The organism is Rhodococcus sp. DMU1 (genome assembly GCF_012272955.1).
In the GTDB taxonomy this organism is placed as follows: domain Bacteria; phylum Actinomycetota; class Actinomycetes; order Mycobacteriales; family Mycobacteriaceae; genus Rhodococcus; species Rhodococcus aetherivorans.
Genome location: NZ_CP050953.1, coordinates 313,230 through 327,621, shown reverse-complemented (window position 1 = coordinate 327,621; position 14,392 = coordinate 313,230). Strand labels below are relative to the sequence as shown.

At 65.5% G+C, this 14,392-nt stretch carries 13 protein-coding genes; 2 read left to right on the top strand and 11 right to left on the bottom strand.

Annotated features, from left to right (window positions below):
• Positions 1 to 3: 3 nt before the first annotated feature.
• The 10 genes from HFP48_RS31885 to HFP48_RS29490 form a co-directional block, all read right to left on the bottom strand.
• Positions 4 to 1,281 carry a cytochrome P450 gene (locus HFP48_RS31885; protein ID WP_246872628.1) on the bottom strand — a complete coding sequence of 426 codons (1,278 nt, stop codon included), beginning with the start codon at positions 1,279 to 1,281 and terminating at the stop codon, positions 4 to 6.
• Entirely contained in the window at positions 1,278 to 2,000 is a 723-nt protein-coding gene (locus HFP48_RS29530; protein ID WP_168580889.1) for an enoyl-CoA hydratase-related protein, read from the bottom strand. The genes HFP48_RS31885 and HFP48_RS29530 overlap by 4 nt, the downstream gene beginning before the upstream one ends.
• Positions 1,997 to 2,803, bottom strand: coding sequence for an SDR family oxidoreductase (locus tag HFP48_RS29525; protein ID WP_168580888.1), 807 nt, complete (start codon positions 2,801 to 2,803; stop codon positions 1,997 to 1,999). The genes HFP48_RS29530 and HFP48_RS29525 overlap by 4 nt, the downstream gene beginning before the upstream one ends.
• A 74-nt stretch (positions 2,804 to 2,877) precedes the next feature.
• Positions 2,878 to 3,657 carry an SDR family NAD(P)-dependent oxidoreductase gene (locus tag HFP48_RS29520; RefSeq protein WP_168580887.1) on the bottom strand — a complete coding sequence of 260 codons (780 nt, stop codon included), beginning with the start codon at positions 3,655 to 3,657 and terminating at the stop codon, positions 2,878 to 2,880.
• 251 nt (positions 3,658 to 3,908) lie between these two features.
• Positions 3,909 to 4,664 (bottom strand): SDR family oxidoreductase, encoded by a 756-nt coding sequence (locus tag HFP48_RS29515; protein WP_168580886.1) that lies wholly within the window; start codon positions 4,662 to 4,664, stop codon positions 3,909 to 3,911.
• Positions 4,665 to 4,713: 49 nt separating this feature from the next.
• On the bottom strand, positions 4,714 to 5,664 hold the full coding sequence (locus tag HFP48_RS29510) for an NmrA/HSCARG family protein (protein ID WP_168580885.1): 951 nt from the start codon (positions 5,662 to 5,664) through the stop codon (positions 4,714 to 4,716).
• 34 nt (positions 5,665 to 5,698) lie between these two features.
• Positions 5,699 to 6,487 carry an SDR family NAD(P)-dependent oxidoreductase gene (locus tag HFP48_RS29505; RefSeq protein ID WP_168580884.1) on the bottom strand — a complete coding sequence of 263 codons (789 nt, stop codon included), beginning with the start codon at positions 6,485 to 6,487 and terminating at the stop codon, positions 5,699 to 5,701.
• A 115-nt stretch (positions 6,488 to 6,602) separates the two neighbouring features.
• The gene (locus HFP48_RS29500; RefSeq protein ID WP_168581150.1) at positions 6,603 to 7,706 is read right to left on the bottom strand and encodes a Rieske 2Fe-2S domain-containing protein; all 1,104 of its coding nucleotides are present in this window, start codon (positions 7,704 to 7,706) and stop codon (positions 6,603 to 6,605) included.
• Positions 7,707 to 7,848: 142 nt separating this feature from the next.
• Positions 7,849 to 9,495, bottom strand: coding sequence for an AMP-binding protein (locus HFP48_RS29495; RefSeq protein ID WP_168580883.1), 1,647 nt, complete (start codon positions 9,493 to 9,495; stop codon positions 7,849 to 7,851).
• Positions 9,496 to 9,532: 37 nt separating this feature from the next.
• Positions 9,533 to 10,927 carry an MFS transporter gene (locus HFP48_RS29490; protein WP_168580882.1) on the bottom strand — a complete coding sequence of 465 codons (1,395 nt, stop codon included), beginning with the start codon at positions 10,925 to 10,927 and terminating at the stop codon, positions 9,533 to 9,535.
• Positions 10,928 to 11,199: 272 nt separating this feature from the next.
• Between HFP48_RS29490 and HFP48_RS29485 the strand changes: the two genes are divergently transcribed.
• Both HFP48_RS29485 and HFP48_RS29480 read left to right on the top strand, forming a co-directional pair.
• Positions 11,200 to 12,345 carry a CoA transferase gene (locus HFP48_RS29485; protein ID WP_282597487.1) on the top strand — a complete coding sequence of 382 codons (1,146 nt, stop codon included), beginning with the start codon at positions 11,200 to 11,202 and terminating at the stop codon, positions 12,343 to 12,345.
• On the top strand, positions 12,317 to 13,090 hold the full coding sequence (locus tag HFP48_RS29480) for a TetR/AcrR family transcriptional regulator (protein ID WP_168580880.1): 774 nt from the start codon (positions 12,317 to 12,319) through the stop codon (positions 13,088 to 13,090). The genes HFP48_RS29485 and HFP48_RS29480 overlap by 29 nt, the downstream gene beginning before the upstream one ends.
• Before the next feature lie 165 nt (positions 13,091 to 13,255).
• Here HFP48_RS29480 and HFP48_RS29475 read toward each other — a convergent pair whose 3' ends face one another.
• The gene (locus HFP48_RS29475) at positions 13,256 to 14,119 is read right to left on the bottom strand and encodes an alpha/beta hydrolase (protein WP_168580879.1); all 864 of its coding nucleotides are present in this window, start codon (positions 14,117 to 14,119) and stop codon (positions 13,256 to 13,258) included.
• Positions 14,120 to 14,392 lie beyond the last annotated feature (273 nt).

Genomic DNA, 14,392 nt, shown 5'->3' with positions numbered 1-14,392 from the left:
GGTTCAGGCTCCTTCCCGCTCGAGGTGCGGGGCGTCCCACCGGACCGGAAGGGTCTGACGTCCCCAGAGATGGGACTGGGGGATTCGCTCGGGTTCTCCGTCGAGCCGGAGATGGGGAAGCCGCGTCCGCAGGACCTCGAGAGCACGATTGCCCTCCGCACGAGCCAGCGGCGCACCGAGGCAGAAGTGGGCGCCGCCGCCGAAGGCGAGGTGCCGGCGCAGGAACTTCATGGGGCGGTCCAGGCGGAACTCGTCCGGGTCCTCCCACTGTCGAGGGTCGCGATTCGCCGAGCCGAACAGCAGCATGACCTTCGACTTCTCGGGAATTGGGCAGCCGGAGACGGTAACCTCGTCAGCGGTAGTGCGGAACAGGCCGAGGACGGGTGGATCCATCCGCAGACTCTCTTCGACGGCCGGTTGGATCAATTTCGCATCTGCCACGATTCGGTCCCACAGTTCGGGCGCCGAGAGCAGTCGATAAATCACGTTGGTGAGCATCGAGGTGGTCGTGTCGTTGCCGCCGGTGAGGGCGGTGGCCAGCACATAGTCGATCTCCGCCGGCGTCAGATTTCGGTCGCCGTACTTCTTGACGAGCATGAAGCTCAGCAGGTCGTTGGGCAGAACGCTACCAAGGTGGGATTCGTCGGGTACCTCGACCGAGGCCTCGCGAAGCAGTTTCCGCCTGTGCTCCAGGTGCGGCTCGAAGTAGCCATGGAGTCGACGGGCGGCGGCGGCGACACCGTTCTGCTCGGGGATGCAGAATGCCCCGAGGAACTCGTCCGTCATTTCCTTGATCTCGTGAGCGTCCTCCGGCGGAACCCCGATCAGCTGGGCGATGATCCGAATCGGAAGCAGGACCGCGAACTCGGAGGCGAAATCTCCCCGAACTCGGCCACCGGCGGTCATCTCGTCGATGAGATCGTTGATCGTCGACTCGATGAGATCGGCGTAGACCACACCGGCGTTGGCGGGCAACCAGGTTCGGAACAGCGCCCGGAAGGCCCGGCTGTCCTCGGCGTCCTGGTTGAACCCGATGGCGCGGTGGTACTGCGGGCTGCTGCCGTAGCGGGCGGACCACTGCTCCGCCTCGGCGTCGTTCAGTGCGGCGAAGATGTCCGAGAATCGGGTCAGACTGTAGAACTCGGGGGAGAACTGCGCCGTGTGGCGGACGGGGCACTCCTCACGTGCCACGCCGAATGCGGTGAACGGGTCGTCCGCAATCTCCGCCGCCATCGGGTTGAAGTCGTCGGCCACCATCGGACCCGAGGAATTGTTGCTCATGTCGCTGTCTTCCATGCTCGACCCTTCTTACGGTGTTCTCGAAGCGCTGCCGCCTCCAACTGAAGCCCTTCCGCCGGCGGAACCCGGTCGATGTGGACGCACAGCTGTTTGACAGTCGAGGCGAGCGTCGGATCCATTCCTCCGATCCGGCTCGCCAGCGCGATAGCGTGATCGAGGAGACTCTCCGCCGGAACGACCTCGGTCACCAACCCGACCCGCAGCGCGATGTCCGCCGGCAGCGGATCGTTTGCCAGGATCATTCGTCTCGCCCAACTTTTTCCGACGGCCCGCGGCAGGTGAACGGTGAGCCCGCTCCCGCTCATCGCGCCGATCCTCAGGTGGGTATCGCGGAACACCGCGTCGGGCGAGGCAACCAGTATGTCGCATGCCAGGGCGAGTTCCAGACCACCCGTGACGGCGGGCCCGTTGATGGCGCCCACCAGCGGCTTGGGGAAGCAGTGCGCGCGTCGGATGGCGTCCCCGACCACACCGCGGGGCGCATCCGGCTTGCTGAACTCGGCCAGATCGAGTCCCGCGCAGAAGCCCTTGCCTGCGCCGATCAGCACGACGGCGTGGACGGCGGAATCAGCCGCTGCCCGGTCTATCTCGGTGACGATCTTCTCGGCGAGCGTGCTGGTCAATGCATTGCGTGCATCGGGTCGATTGAGGGTCCAGACCTCGACGCCGTCGGGCAATCCCTGGACGAGAAGTTCGCTCATCGGTACGCATCCCACAGAACGGAGTAACCGCCATCGACGTTGATCGTCTGTCCGTTGATGTAGCCACCGGCGTCGGAGGCCAGAAGCAGGGCAAGGCCGGCGAACTCGCGTGCCTTGCCCACTCGTCCCGCAGGGCAGCGATCCAGATACCGGCGAAGGCGGTCTTCGTCGGACAGCACCGCCTCGGCCTGCCGCGTCTCGAACAGGGCGGGGGCGATCGCGTTGGCGCGAATTCCGTGCTTTCCGTACTCGCACGCCAGATTGCGAGCCATCTGTGCCAGGGCGGCCTTGGTGATGCCGTAGGGTCCGTTGTCCGAGCTACCGAGGGTCGATCCGATGACGGAGGAGGTGAAGATAATTCGGCCCCAATTCTGTTCAACCATGTGCGGCAGTACTTCGCGGCAGAACCAGTGGGCCGACATGATGCTGCTGTCGAGAAATTTGGTCAGCGTGCGATCCTCGAGATCGGTCGTGTCGCCGACCCAGATGTTCATGCCGGCATGCAGCAGGAGCGCGTCGATCTGTCCCACGTCGGCACGTGTTCGGGCCAGGAGTTCGATGACCGCGTCACGGTGGCCGATGTTGGCGACGATCGGGTGGGCACGGTGAGCGCCGACCGCCTCGTTGACCTGCGCTGCAGCGGCGTCGGTGCTCTCGGTGTCACGCCCGACGATTATCACGTCGGCGCCGTGTCGGGCGAGTTCGTGCGCCGCGGCGAGGCCCATGCCGCGGGTGGATCCAGTGACGAGGGCGACGCGACCTGTCATGGAGAAGATGTCTGGGTCGGTAGAGGCGATTGCCATTGCGGCGACGTCCTGTTCGTAGGGTGTAGTGCGTCGGTGTCGACTATGGTCGTCGGGATCTCGGTGGACACCGGTCAACGGGGGGTGAACCGTTGCGCCCCATCGAGGCGAACGACCTCCCCGTTGAGGTAATGGTTGGTCAACATTCCGAGTGCGAGATCGGCAAATTCCGACGTCCTCCCGAGCCTTTTCGGGAAGGGGACGTTGGCGCGGAACCTTTCCAGTGCGGGTTCGCCGACGCTCTCCATCATCGCGGTCTGCATGGTGCCAGGGGCGATCGTGTTGAGTCGGATACCGAAGGTGGCAAGGTCGCGGGCGCCGCTCAGGGTCAGGCCAATGACGCCGGCTTTTGCTGCGGCGTAGGCACTCTGACCGATCTGGCCCTCGAACCCGGCGATCGATGCCGTTTGCACGATGGCACCGCGCTCGCCGTCGCCGTCCGGATCGTTGGTCGCCATGTGTGCGCTGACCAGGCGAAGGACGTTGTAGGTCCCAGTGAGATACAGGTCCAGCGTCCTGGTGAATCCCTCGAGGGAAGCCGGGGAGCCGTCTCGCTGGACGATGCGCTCGGCTACCCCCCACCCGCCCTGGGCGAGGACGGCCGAACGCAGAGGGCCGAGACGGGAGGCCGCCTCGATTGCCGCCGAGACGCTGTCGGAATCGGTCACATCGGTACGGATATGGACCACGGAATCGAGGAGTTCGTCGGCTAATTCGCGGGCCCGGTCGCCGTCAAGGTCGGCGATGACCACTGCGGCCCCATGTTCGTGCAGGCGGCGGACCACCGCCTCGCCCAGGCCCCCGGCCCCACCGATGACGATGGCGGCGGTTCCGGACAGGTCTGTCGAGGTCATGGTCTTCTCCCTTCGGCTCGATTAGACCGGGGGTACGGATCGCAGTCGAACCGCGGCGCCCTCAATAAGACAAACTATCTACCGGATTAGCGCGGGTCAAGGCAAGCCCCAGAGTCCGCTCGGGTCCCCGGCCTATGTCGCGACGAGGTCACGCACCGGACGTGGAGACGCACGGTGCGTGACAGGGGGCAGAACGATCGGACGGGAGGGTGACCGACGGCGACAAGGTCCGGTGTCGATGTCTTCCGGGTCTACCGGAACGTCGACCGGCCGCCGTCGGCGAACAGCGTGCGTCCCGTCATGTAGTCGGAATATGGACTGCTGAGAAACACGACAATACGGCCGATGTCATCCACGGGATGTCCCATGCGCTTGATCGGACGCTCCAACATCTTGTCGAGCTCCTCGGCGCTGAGACCGGCTTTGACTCGTTCCCACGCGGGTGACGAACCCGTCGGGACGATGACGTTCACCGTGATGCCGTACCGCCCCCACTCTGTCGCGACCGCCTTCGTCAGGCCACGAACCCCTTCCTTCGCGGCGGCATAGGTCGCCATGTTCACAACCCCCTCGGTGCCGGCGGAAGAACCGAAGTTGACGACCTTGCCACCGCGCTCTCGGAGATGCGGAAAGGAGGCCTTCATGCAGTTGAAGGTCCCCAGGACCGATGACTCGTAGGCGTCGAGAAGGTCGTCGGCAGTCGCCTCGTCGAAGGGGACGAACCGGCACGTCATTGCATTGTTGATCAGGATATCGAGTCGTCCGAACTCGGCGACCGCCGCTGCGACGGCGGTGTCGACCGAGGCGCGGTCCCTGACGTCACAGGTGACGGGCAGAACGTCATGGCCGGCCGCGGTGAGGTCGTCGCACACCCTCTGCACCTTCGCGGGCGCAATGTCGGCGAGCACCACAGCGGCCCCGTCTGCCGCCAGTGCATGAGCCGCTCCTTCGCCCAGCCCTTGCCCCGCACCCGTGACGAAGGCGACCTTACCGTCCAAGAGATTCATTGTGATTCCTCGAGTTCGTGATTGGCACCGGATGTCACCGATGGATCGATCATCCGAAGGTGTCCGGCCGATTGCGTCGGGCATCGCCCAGCTCGAAGTCATCCCTACGGGCCAGTGCCCAGTCGGCGAAGGAGCGGAGGTCGATTCCGTACTGCCGCGCTCGGCCGAGATCGACCCGGTACCCCTCGGCAGAGACCCATTCCTGATTCTCCGCCACGCCGGCAGGGGTGCCGGAGGCAACGACCGCATCCAGCTCGCGATGGCGGGCGCGCACCGCTGTACCGGTGACTGCGGTCAGCGTCGCCGCGATCTCGGTCATGGTCAAAGACTCTGCAGCAAGGTCGAACTCGCGCCTATCGAACCGGGCGGGATCGTCGAACGCAGCTGCGGCCATCCGCCCGATATCCTCTGCCGCAATCAGGTCCAGGCGGCTCTCCGGTGCCATTGCGGTGACGATCGCTCCACCGGACAACTGGGGAAACATCTTGTGGGACTTCGGTGGCACGAAGTTGTCCATCATGAAGGCGGGCTTGAGAATGACCCAGTGCGCCAACGACCCCGATCTCACCACGTCGTTCGCGGCAGCCTTGCTGGTCCAGTACGGGGCCCACCATCGGCCCTCGTTCCACCCCGTGAACGCTGTGTGGTCACCGGCTCGTGCCACCGAGGTGTGCACAAACATCTCCACGTTCGCGGCGGCGGCTGCCTGCACCAGGTTGACGGCGGCCCGTGTCTCGCTGTGGAGGTCTGCGGCGTGAACCGGCATCTGCATCGAGAAGACCCCGTGGACACCGTCCACTGCGGCCCGGATGCTCCGGACGTCGTCGAAGTCTCCCTCGCACAACTGGACACCTCTCTCCGAGAGTGCGCGTGCCGGTGCCGACGCAGGATCTCTGACCAGCGCTCGAACGGCACGTCCCGCATCGAGCAGTGCATCGACGACGGCGCCGCCCTGCGCTCCGGTAGCGCCCGTCACCAGTACGACGTCCGACTTCTCCATTCGTCCCTTCTCTCACACGATTCGACCGGTTCGGTCAGCAGGTAGCGGGGAGCCCGAAGCCGGGCACCAGCCTGCGATGGGTGTCCTGCAGTCCGGCAATGTAGGCGTCCGGATCGGTGGCCCGCAGCGCGTACTCGTCCATCACCGGCGGGTAGGTGGTCGAAAGGAAGCGATCACTCTCGATGAGATCGATCAACATCGTTGCGGCGGCCTCGGAGGTCACCGCAGTGCGCACGGACTCCCGCACGTACTCGTTGTCGTCGGAGTGGGCAATGAGCATCGGGGTGAGCATGCCCTTCGGGCAAAAGCAGCTGGTGATCACCCCCCGCGGACCGTAGGTCATCGCCATCCACTCGGCAAGGGCGAGCTCGGCGTGCTTGGAGGCCGCGTAGGCGGCGGACATGGGGTTGGTCGTCAGTGCGTTTGCCGAGGCGACCATGGCGAAGTGTCCCTCGCCGCTCTCGATCCAGGCGGGGAGCAGGGCACGGGCGGCATATACGACCCCCATGACGTGCACGTTCCACATCCGTTGCCAGATGCCGTCCTCGCTGAAGGGGGTGGTTTGCGCACCTATACCGGCATTGTGCACCCAGATGTCGACGGCACCGAGTCGATCGACGGCGGCGCGAATCTGCGCCTCGTCGGTGACGTCGGCGGTGATCGGTATCCCGCCGACCTCGTCGGCGATTTCTTCCGCCGCCTCGGGGTTCAGATCGATCACCCCGATGCGCGCGGCGCCGCGTTCCCGGGCGATGCGGCAGGCCTCGGCACCCAGTCCGGCTCCGCCTCCGGTGATCGCGATGGTACGACCGGTCAACTTCATTTCGATTCCTTCACTGGACAGGGGGACCGATGGCGTCGTCCGCAGGTCGTCGCGACCGCCCCGGGTGGCGAAAACAGTGGTGGGCACCCGGAAACCCGAGTGCCCACCACATCGGTCAGAGTGCGGCGCTTTGGGCTTCGGAGCCCGCATTCTCGGGCACATCAGGGCCCGCGTCGGTGCCGGCGGTCTGCAGGTGCGGTGTCGATGCACTGCCGAGCTCGCCGTCCGGGTAGAACTGCATGGCCCACTTTCGGATCGCGCGGAAGCCCTTGCCCTCGGCCGTGGCCAGCGCCGGCGGGTCGGAGTACTTCTGGTGCTTCCAGATGACGATGTCGGCCTCGAACTGGTTGTTGGCGTACCGCTGCCGTCGCTCCAGCGATGCGGGCTGATGCGGCGAGTCGTCGCCAGGGATCCGGTCGAGCCAGACCGACGATCGGATATCCGAGGTCTCCTCGTCGACCGGCGTCACCGCCACGATGACCCGTTGGTTGTCGGGGCCCTCGAAGGCGGCCATGCCGATGCCGATACCGACGTTGATCACGTGACCGTAGCCGTGGACGGCTCCGTTCGGGGTCAGGACCGTCTTGTCCTTGGTGGCGCCGAACACCATCTCGAAGTCGACGTACGCAGTTGGGCCCTCGAACTCCTGGCGCAGCGAGATCGGAAGGTTGGCGGCCCGGTGGACGTACTTGAAGTGCGCGAGATCGACACTGTTTTCCATCACGTACTGGGGATGGAGTTCGAGACCGGAGTGGGACAGGGTGCCTTCCGGGTAGGTCAGGTAGTAGTCGTCGGCGGTCCGGCCGTCCCCGAATCCCTCGAAGACGTCCACCACGTCGAAGTACGGCGCGCGCCCCTCGAGGTCGTGCCAGATGTAGACGCTCTCGTTCTTCTCGACCACCGGCCAGGTCCGCATCCGGCGGGTCGGGTTCGGGCGGTCCTGGTAAGGGATGCAGACGTTACGGCCCTGCCCGTTCCACTCCCAACCGTGGAACGGGCAGACGATCCGGTCGTCCTCCACTCGGCCGCCGTAACCGAGGTGGGCGCCCAGATGCTCGCAATAGGCGTCCATGACCGTCAGCTCGCCGGACGTCGATCGCCAGGCGACCAGCTCTTGACCGAAGTACTTCATCCGATGGACCTGTCCGGGCTCGACCTCGGCCGACCAAGCGACTTGGAACCAGCCGGTCGGTTTCATCGACAGTGCAGGCTTGACCATGGGAGTGGGATCCTCTCGAAAAATAGTGCGAAGTAGGCCGCTTGCGGCCGGTGGAGTCAACGACTCCAATGATCGGGACGGGGTATCGACCGTCCCCTGATCGTGGTGGCATACGGGGGTGCTCGCCACCACGATCAGGGGCCTATCGCGTCGGGCTCCAGTCCGGTGCCGCGACGAGCCTGTCCCACGCGTTCTCGGGAAGACCCTTTTCCCGTAGCTTGTACTTCTGAACCTTGCTGGTCGGTGTCATCGGGAACTCCTCGACCTGGTGGACGTAGCGTGGGACGAAGAAGTACGGCGCGTGTTCGTCGATATAGCGGCACAGCGAGAGCGGGTCGATTGTCGACCCGGGCTCCGGGAGCACGTAGAGAAGCAGTTCGTACTCGTGCAACTGCGATGCGTACTCGATTTCGGTGGGCTGGACGCCCACCGCCGCAGTATCCACGATGCCGGGGAAGCCCCGCGCAATGTGCTCGACCTCGAAGGACGACAGATTCCGGCCTTTGAACCGCAGCGAGTCCTTCTTGCGGTCGACGAAGAACATCTCGCCGTCCGCGTCCTTCCGCCCGAGGTCGCCGGTGTGGTACCAGAGATTGCGGAAGGCCTCGGCGGTCTTGTCGGGTGCGTGGAAGTAGCCGTTGAAGATGGTGAAGGGCTGGCGCGGCCGCACGCAGAACTCGCCGACCTCGTCGACGCCGACTTCCTGATCGTGTGCATCGAGGAGCACCGTCTCGACCAGGTCGTCCGGCCTGGGAGCCCCGCAGGCTCCGGCCTTCAGGCCCCAGTCGTCCCGGTACATGACCGCGCCCAGGACCTCGCTCTGTCCGTAGCCGGAGAAGACGGTCTCGACACCCCAGCGATCCTTCGCCACCTCGATCAGATCGGGGACCGGCGGATTCATCACCAGGGTCCGTAGGGTGTTCTCGCGTTCCGCGGCACTCGGCTCCTGCTGGGACAGGAACACGTGCATCGTTCCCAGCATCATGGTGTGGTGCGCGTCGTAGAACTTGATGCGGTTCCAATAGTCGCGCACCGAGAAGCGTTTGTCGATGCCGGCCTTCGCGCCGGTGATCAGCGCAGCGTAGACGTTCATCGACCAGCCGCTGGAGTTGTACATCGGAACGCAGCCGTAGAAATTCTCGCCCTCGCGCACGCCGCCACGAATGTCGTTGTGGTGCAGGGCATGGGAGATCCAGGCATTGTGTGGTTGCTCGACTCCCTTGGAGCGGCCGGTGGTGCCGGAGGTCCACATGATCGAGTTGGTGTCGCCGTAGAACCAGTCCGGGGTGGTCGCGATCTCGGTATGCTCGGCGAAGTCGGCCAACCGATGCACGGTGACGCCCGGAAGCCGCGTGTCAACGTCGGCCGGAAGGTCGCCCTTCACGACCAGATGATCGAAATTCGTCTCGGCCAGGCTCGTGATCGTGGGCAGGAGGTGGGCATCGACGATCAAGACGCGGGAACAGATGTCCTGCAACAGCTCCTGCAACCACTCACCGCGGTACTCGGTGCTGACCGGCGACCAGATTGCGCCGGCCTGGTTGGCTCCGAAGGCGGCGATCGCCATCTCGGGTGAGTTGTCCATGAACATGGCAACCGTGTCACCTCGACCGACCCCGAGGTCGGCCAGCGCTCCTGCGTAGCGCAGGGATCGCTCCCACACCTCGCCGTAGCTGTGTGCGCCGTATTCGCCGGCCAGGAAGATGTGGTCCGGTACGGCCTCCGCTTGTCGGCGCAGGACGGTGGTGACGACCCGTTCGTCGGGGTCGGTGAGGTTGACAAGGTGCATGGGGCGAACCTCTCGCAGGGAAGGATCTTGGAGGGGATTAGGAGGCCGGCTCGGTCGATCGGGAGGTGACGCTACCGCGCAGCCCGAGTCCCAGGATCGCGACGAGCATCCATGCGGTCAACAGAACCCAGCCGATGATGCCGGCGCCGTACGCGCTGAGCGCGGCCGCGACCGTGAAGGGGAAGATGATGCTCCACAGCCGACCAGAGGAGTATGCTACGCCGGCACCGGTCGAGCGTAGTGCCGAGGGGTACTCGTCCATCATTGCAGCATTCAACACCGGCGAGAACCAGGCGATCAACATGAAGTGGGCGAAGGCCAGCGCCCCAATGACGCCGGCGGCGGGAACGATACCGAAGAGTAGGCCCACGATGCCGGCGATCACTGCAACGCCGAAGAACTGGACTTTGCGAGGCAGTCGGTCGGCGAACGCGGTGGCGAGGAGCATGCCCACCGGGGCACCGACGATGGCCACCATGGTGATGGTGAGGAGCGTCTCGCTGTCGAAACCGCGCATCTGCAGGATGGTTGCCAACCAGACCGAGAACACCTGGGTGACAGTCGAGTACACGATCCAGATCGCCATCAGGAGGATTGTCGGCCGGAGCATTTTGCCACGGAAGGCGCCCCGCCAGCCGCTTCCCTCGACCGACTCCTCGTCGGCAGCGACCTCGTGGACGATGTTCTCGATCACGACCGGGGGAAGGGTGCCGACGGCCCGCTCGACGCCGCGCTCGAGGCGCTGCAGTTCCTGCTCGGCCTCGTCTGCGCGACCTCGGGAGAGCAGCCACAGCGGCGACTCGGGGAGACGGACCAGCAAGCCGAGCGCGAGCAATCCGAGGCCACCGATGGCGAACAGCCAGCGCCAGGCGTCGGGGTCCAGCGGAATGATGGTCCGGCCCAGGACCGCCACCGTGGCGCCGCCGATGCCGCCGAAGAAGGCGGTGAGGGCAATACGTGAGCCGCGGCGGTGGACGGGCGAGACCTCGGCCAGGTAGGTCATCGCCACGACGAAGATGATGCCCATGCCGATGGCAGTCACCAGACGGAAGGCGCCGAAGGTGATAAGGCCGCTGGCGAAGACGTGGCCGAGCGAGCCCAGAGAGGCCAGGACGAGGCCCACTCGCAGGATCGGCAGTCGGCCGTGCCGATCGGCGATACGGCCACCGATCAGCGCGCCGATCAGCATGCCGGTGAAGGTCACCGAGACCAGGGTCGCGATGTTGTTGAGCGAGAAACCTTCCGAGACTCGCATCGCGGGGGCCACGATGCCGAAGGCCGACTGGTCGTACAGGTCGAAGAAGTAGGCAGCGGCGGTAGCGACCATGACGCGCAGCGCCATGCCCCGTGCAGGCAGTCGGGACAGGCGTGCGGCTGTGGAGGCAGCATCCAGCGAGGCTGGAACGGTCTCGCTGGTGGGGGTACTCGACATTGATCACTCCAGGGGTGAGGGGAAGCCGAAGAGGAGGGATGAAGCGGGAACCGAAATGGTGGCGGATCTGCGCGATTGCGCACGTCCTGCCCTGGCATCGGCAACTACGTCACGACGGCCCGTCGACGGCCAAGTATCCGTCGATCCGAGTGCGCGCGTCGGGATCAACTAGAGCAATGTTCACGAATGACCGGGCCCACGAGTTGTGCACCGCGATGTGATCCACATTACTGACTTGACATCGATGTCGCAAGTGCAACAGAGTTGTCACCATGACTGGATACCAGCCCCTTGCGGGGATCAAGGTGCTCGACCTGGGCATTCTCATCCCTGCGGCATTGACCTCCGGAAAGCTGGCGGCGCTCGGCGCCGACGTCGTGAAGGTCGAGCAACCGCCCGGCGGTGACCGTATTCGCAAGATCCCCCCGTTCGCACCGGATGACCTCAGCCCTCAGCACATGAGTCAGAACTGGGGTAAGCGCTCGATCGCACTCGATGTCCGCGACGAGACCGACAGGGAGACCCTCATCGCCCTCGTCCGGGCCGCCGACGTCGTCGTCGAGAACCAGCTCGCCGGGTTCTGGCTGGAGGCGGGTGTCGACTTCGCCAGCCTCCGGAAAGAGCGACCCGAACTGGTGATCTGCTCGATCACCGGCTTCGGGCAGACCGGTCCCTGGGCGGGTCTGCCGGCGCACGGGCTCAACGTCGATGCGCTCGCTGACGGCATCAATCTCGTCTGGGAGGACGGCAAGCCCCACCGCGGCTGGGCGTTCACGTCCTGGGGCAACGAACTCGGGGCGCTCTCGGCCGTTGCCGGCACCTGTGCTGCTTTGGCGTCTGTCAAAGCCGGCGGCGAAGGCGCCTGGGTCGACGTATCGTGCTGGGATGCACTGGTCGAGACCCACCGCACCGAGATTGCGATGACTCATCGGACGGGGGAGGCGTTTTCGTACCGCGACACCCCTCGGCAGGCGCTCTACACCACCTACCTCTCATCGGACGGGATCCCCGTCCTCATCGGTGCACTCGAGAAGAAGTTCTGGATCCGCTTCTGCGAGGGCATCGGCCGGGAGGACCTGCTCTCTCATCACGCGGGTGCCGAGCTCGAGTACGGGGACTCCGATGCCGCGCTCGAAGCGGAGCTCGAGACCGTGTTTGCCAAGGAGGACGCGGCCACCTGGATGGAGCGCTTCCGGTCCTGGGACGTGCCGGGTGGCCCGGTCCTCGACGTTCAGGGCTTCATGGCAAGCGACCATTTCGCGGCTCGCCAGATCATGTCCGGGCCCGAGGGTGAGTGGCCCACAGTCGCCACGGCAATCCGCTGGCACCACACTGGAACCCGCGCCGGCGACGACCTCCCGCCGCCGCCGGAATTCAACGTGGACGCGGATGCGGTCCGCCGTGACTGGCTCGGCTGATCCGGTCGGGGCGGCACCGGACGAGTCCGTCGAACCCCGCGATCTCAGCCGGTCGACCGCCCGTACGGAGCTGATGCGAGCCGAGGTGCGGCGGGTCGCCGTGGAGGTGTTCGCAAACAGCGTGTCCGACACGATCGGGTTGCAGGACGTCGCGGACAGAATGGGCATCAGCAGAACTGCGCTCTACCGCTACTTCCCGAACAGGGACGCGCTGTTCAGCGAGATCATCGCTGAGCACTCCGAGAGGGCGGCGAAGATCATCTCCGAGGGCATCCAGGATGTGTCGCCCGAGGTACGTCTGCACGATCTGGTCCGGCGCCTCGCCAAATTCGCCATCGAATATTCGCAGACCACCCGGATGCTCGACACGATCTGGCTGGTTCTCCCGGACAATGCCAGAGAAATCGTCCGTGACCTCAACCGGAGCTTCTTCGCGTCGCTGCGTGCCATGATTGCGGCCGGGATCGATGCCGGGGGCTTCCGGGACATCGATCCCGGTGTGGCGGCTCAGTCCATCGCGTCGATGACTCGTTCGGCGGCCACCTGGTTCGACGAACATGGTCGGCTCAGCGCTGAGGAAGTCGCCGATCAGATGGCCACGATGACGGTGGCGGGTCTGCTTGCCCCATCGGCAGCGACTTCTGCCGCGCTGGGCGAGGCCCAGCAAGCCGCCATTGCCGTGCGGGCTGAACTCGACCGACTCGAAAGGATTCTCGGACAGTCCACGCCCACCGACGGGGAGTGAAAAGCCGGGCACATGCAGAACGCTGAGCCGATCCGGTCGGCCTACTGATCCGGGATGGGATTCGGACGTCACGTCGGAATGTGGATCGAGCAGTCCCGCGTGGGTATCACCACGTACATGTGAAGGGTGACGTCCAGTGGGCGTCACCCTTCACGTCGGTCGCGACTATTGCTCGCACTTGGATCTCCATGTGGCAGGTCCCGCCCAAAGAGCGCCCTCGTCGCTCAGCCGACTGCACGTCGAGGCAGCCAGTGCCTGCTCCGCGAAGGACAACACACGCAGGTGATAGGAACGCGCGCGGTGGCTCAGAGACAGGTTGTGCCCCGAGCCGTGCACCGTCAGCAACTCCGATCCCGGGACCTGCGGCAAGACTTCGAGAGCACGGGCGAGTAGTTGTTCGGCGGAGGCCATGGTCGACTCGTACTCGGCCACGGCGAACTGTATCGGGAGCTGAACGTCGGCGAGTAGTGCGGAAAGGAGCTCCGGTGCTCCCGCCGCATCTGCCATCTCACCGGAGGGGACCTTGGCGAGAACCTCGTGGCGCCGTTCTCGTAGCTGTTCGGGGTAGGTGCCTGTCGGGCCGAGCCATTCTTCCGGGTCCGGACGGGTGCCCGGTGGCCGACGGATGGTCGGTCCGCTGGCGTCGACGGCGGCATGCATCGCCTGTTGCTCACGCGTATAGACCAGGGGCGCACCGCCAACGGCGGTGCCGAGCAGCCGGATGCTGCCCGGTTCCCGTTCGAGCAGCCGGGTGAGTTGGAGGGCGACAATGGCCCCCACCGAGTGGCCCACCAGCACCACCGGGAGTCCCTCTCCGAGCTGTCCCACAGCGCCCCGCAGCAGCCAGGCCTGTGCGGCCGTGTCCAGCCGCCGCTCATGGAGCCAGGCCGACTCTCCGTAGCCGGGCCGGTCCAGTGCCACGGACCGCCAACCGGCTGCAGCGGCGACCTCGACGAGCGAGGACTCCCGCGCCACCGGCGAGTCGAAATATGCCGCTCGAGAACCGCCGCCGTGCATGGCGACCAGCAATCCGCGGGGCGGACCCGCGGGGTCGGCCGCGATCCCGGAAAGAGTGACGTCCTCGGTCTCGACGCGAATGGTTCGCGCGACACCGTGGCAGTGATCGGTGGCGACTGCGTCCGCAGTCGAGCCCGTTTCCCGGTGGTTGCAGCGATCTCTACCGAGCTGTAGTCCTGGCAACAATCGCCCCTCTCACCGTAACTTCATGGCCGGGGAGGCCGGCACCTCGACATTACCGGACCAGAGTGGTCTAATTCAATTGCGGGGCGAGATCTACTTCCC

Excerpts from the sequence above, each read along its gene's own strand:
- HFP48_RS31885 (WP_246872628.1), bottom strand. The coding sequence starts at position 1,281 with ATGAGCAACAATTCCTCGGGTCCGATGGTGGCCGACGACTTCAACCCG.
- HFP48_RS29530 (WP_168580889.1), bottom strand. The coding sequence starts at position 2,000 with ATGAGCGAACTTCTCGTCCAGGGATTGCCCGACGGCGTCGAGGTCTGG.
- HFP48_RS29525 (WP_168580888.1), bottom strand. The coding sequence starts at position 2,803 with ATGGCAATCGCCTCTACCGACCCAGACATCTTCTCCATGACAGGTCGC.
- HFP48_RS29520 (WP_168580887.1), bottom strand. The coding sequence starts at position 3,657 with ATGACCTCGACAGACCTGTCCGGAACCGCCGCCATCGTCATCGGTGGG.
- HFP48_RS29515 (WP_168580886.1), bottom strand. The coding sequence starts at position 4,664 with ATGAATCTCTTGGACGGTAAGGTCGCCTTCGTCACGGGTGCGGGGCAA.
- HFP48_RS29510 (WP_168580885.1), bottom strand. The coding sequence starts at position 5,664 with ATGGAGAAGTCGGACGTCGTACTGGTGACGGGCGCTACCGGAGCGCAG.
- HFP48_RS29505 (WP_168580884.1), bottom strand. The coding sequence starts at position 6,487 with ATGAAGTTGACCGGTCGTACCATCGCGATCACCGGAGGCGGAGCCGGA.
- HFP48_RS29500 (WP_168581150.1), bottom strand. The coding sequence starts at position 7,706 with ATGGTCAAGCCTGCACTGTCGATGAAACCGACCGGCTGGTTCCAAGTC.
- HFP48_RS29495 (WP_168580883.1), bottom strand. The coding sequence starts at position 9,495 with ATGCACCTTGTCAACCTCACCGACCCCGACGAACGGGTCGTCACCACC.
- HFP48_RS29490 (WP_168580882.1), bottom strand. The coding sequence starts at position 10,927 with ATGTCGAGTACCCCCACCAGCGAGACCGTTCCAGCCTCGCTGGATGCT.
- HFP48_RS29485 (WP_282597487.1), top strand. The coding sequence starts at position 11,200 with ATGACTGGATACCAGCCCCTTGCGGGGATCAAGGTGCTCGACCTGGGC.
- HFP48_RS29480 (WP_168580880.1), top strand. The coding sequence starts at position 12,317 with ATGCGGTCCGCCGTGACTGGCTCGGCTGATCCGGTCGGGGCGGCACCG.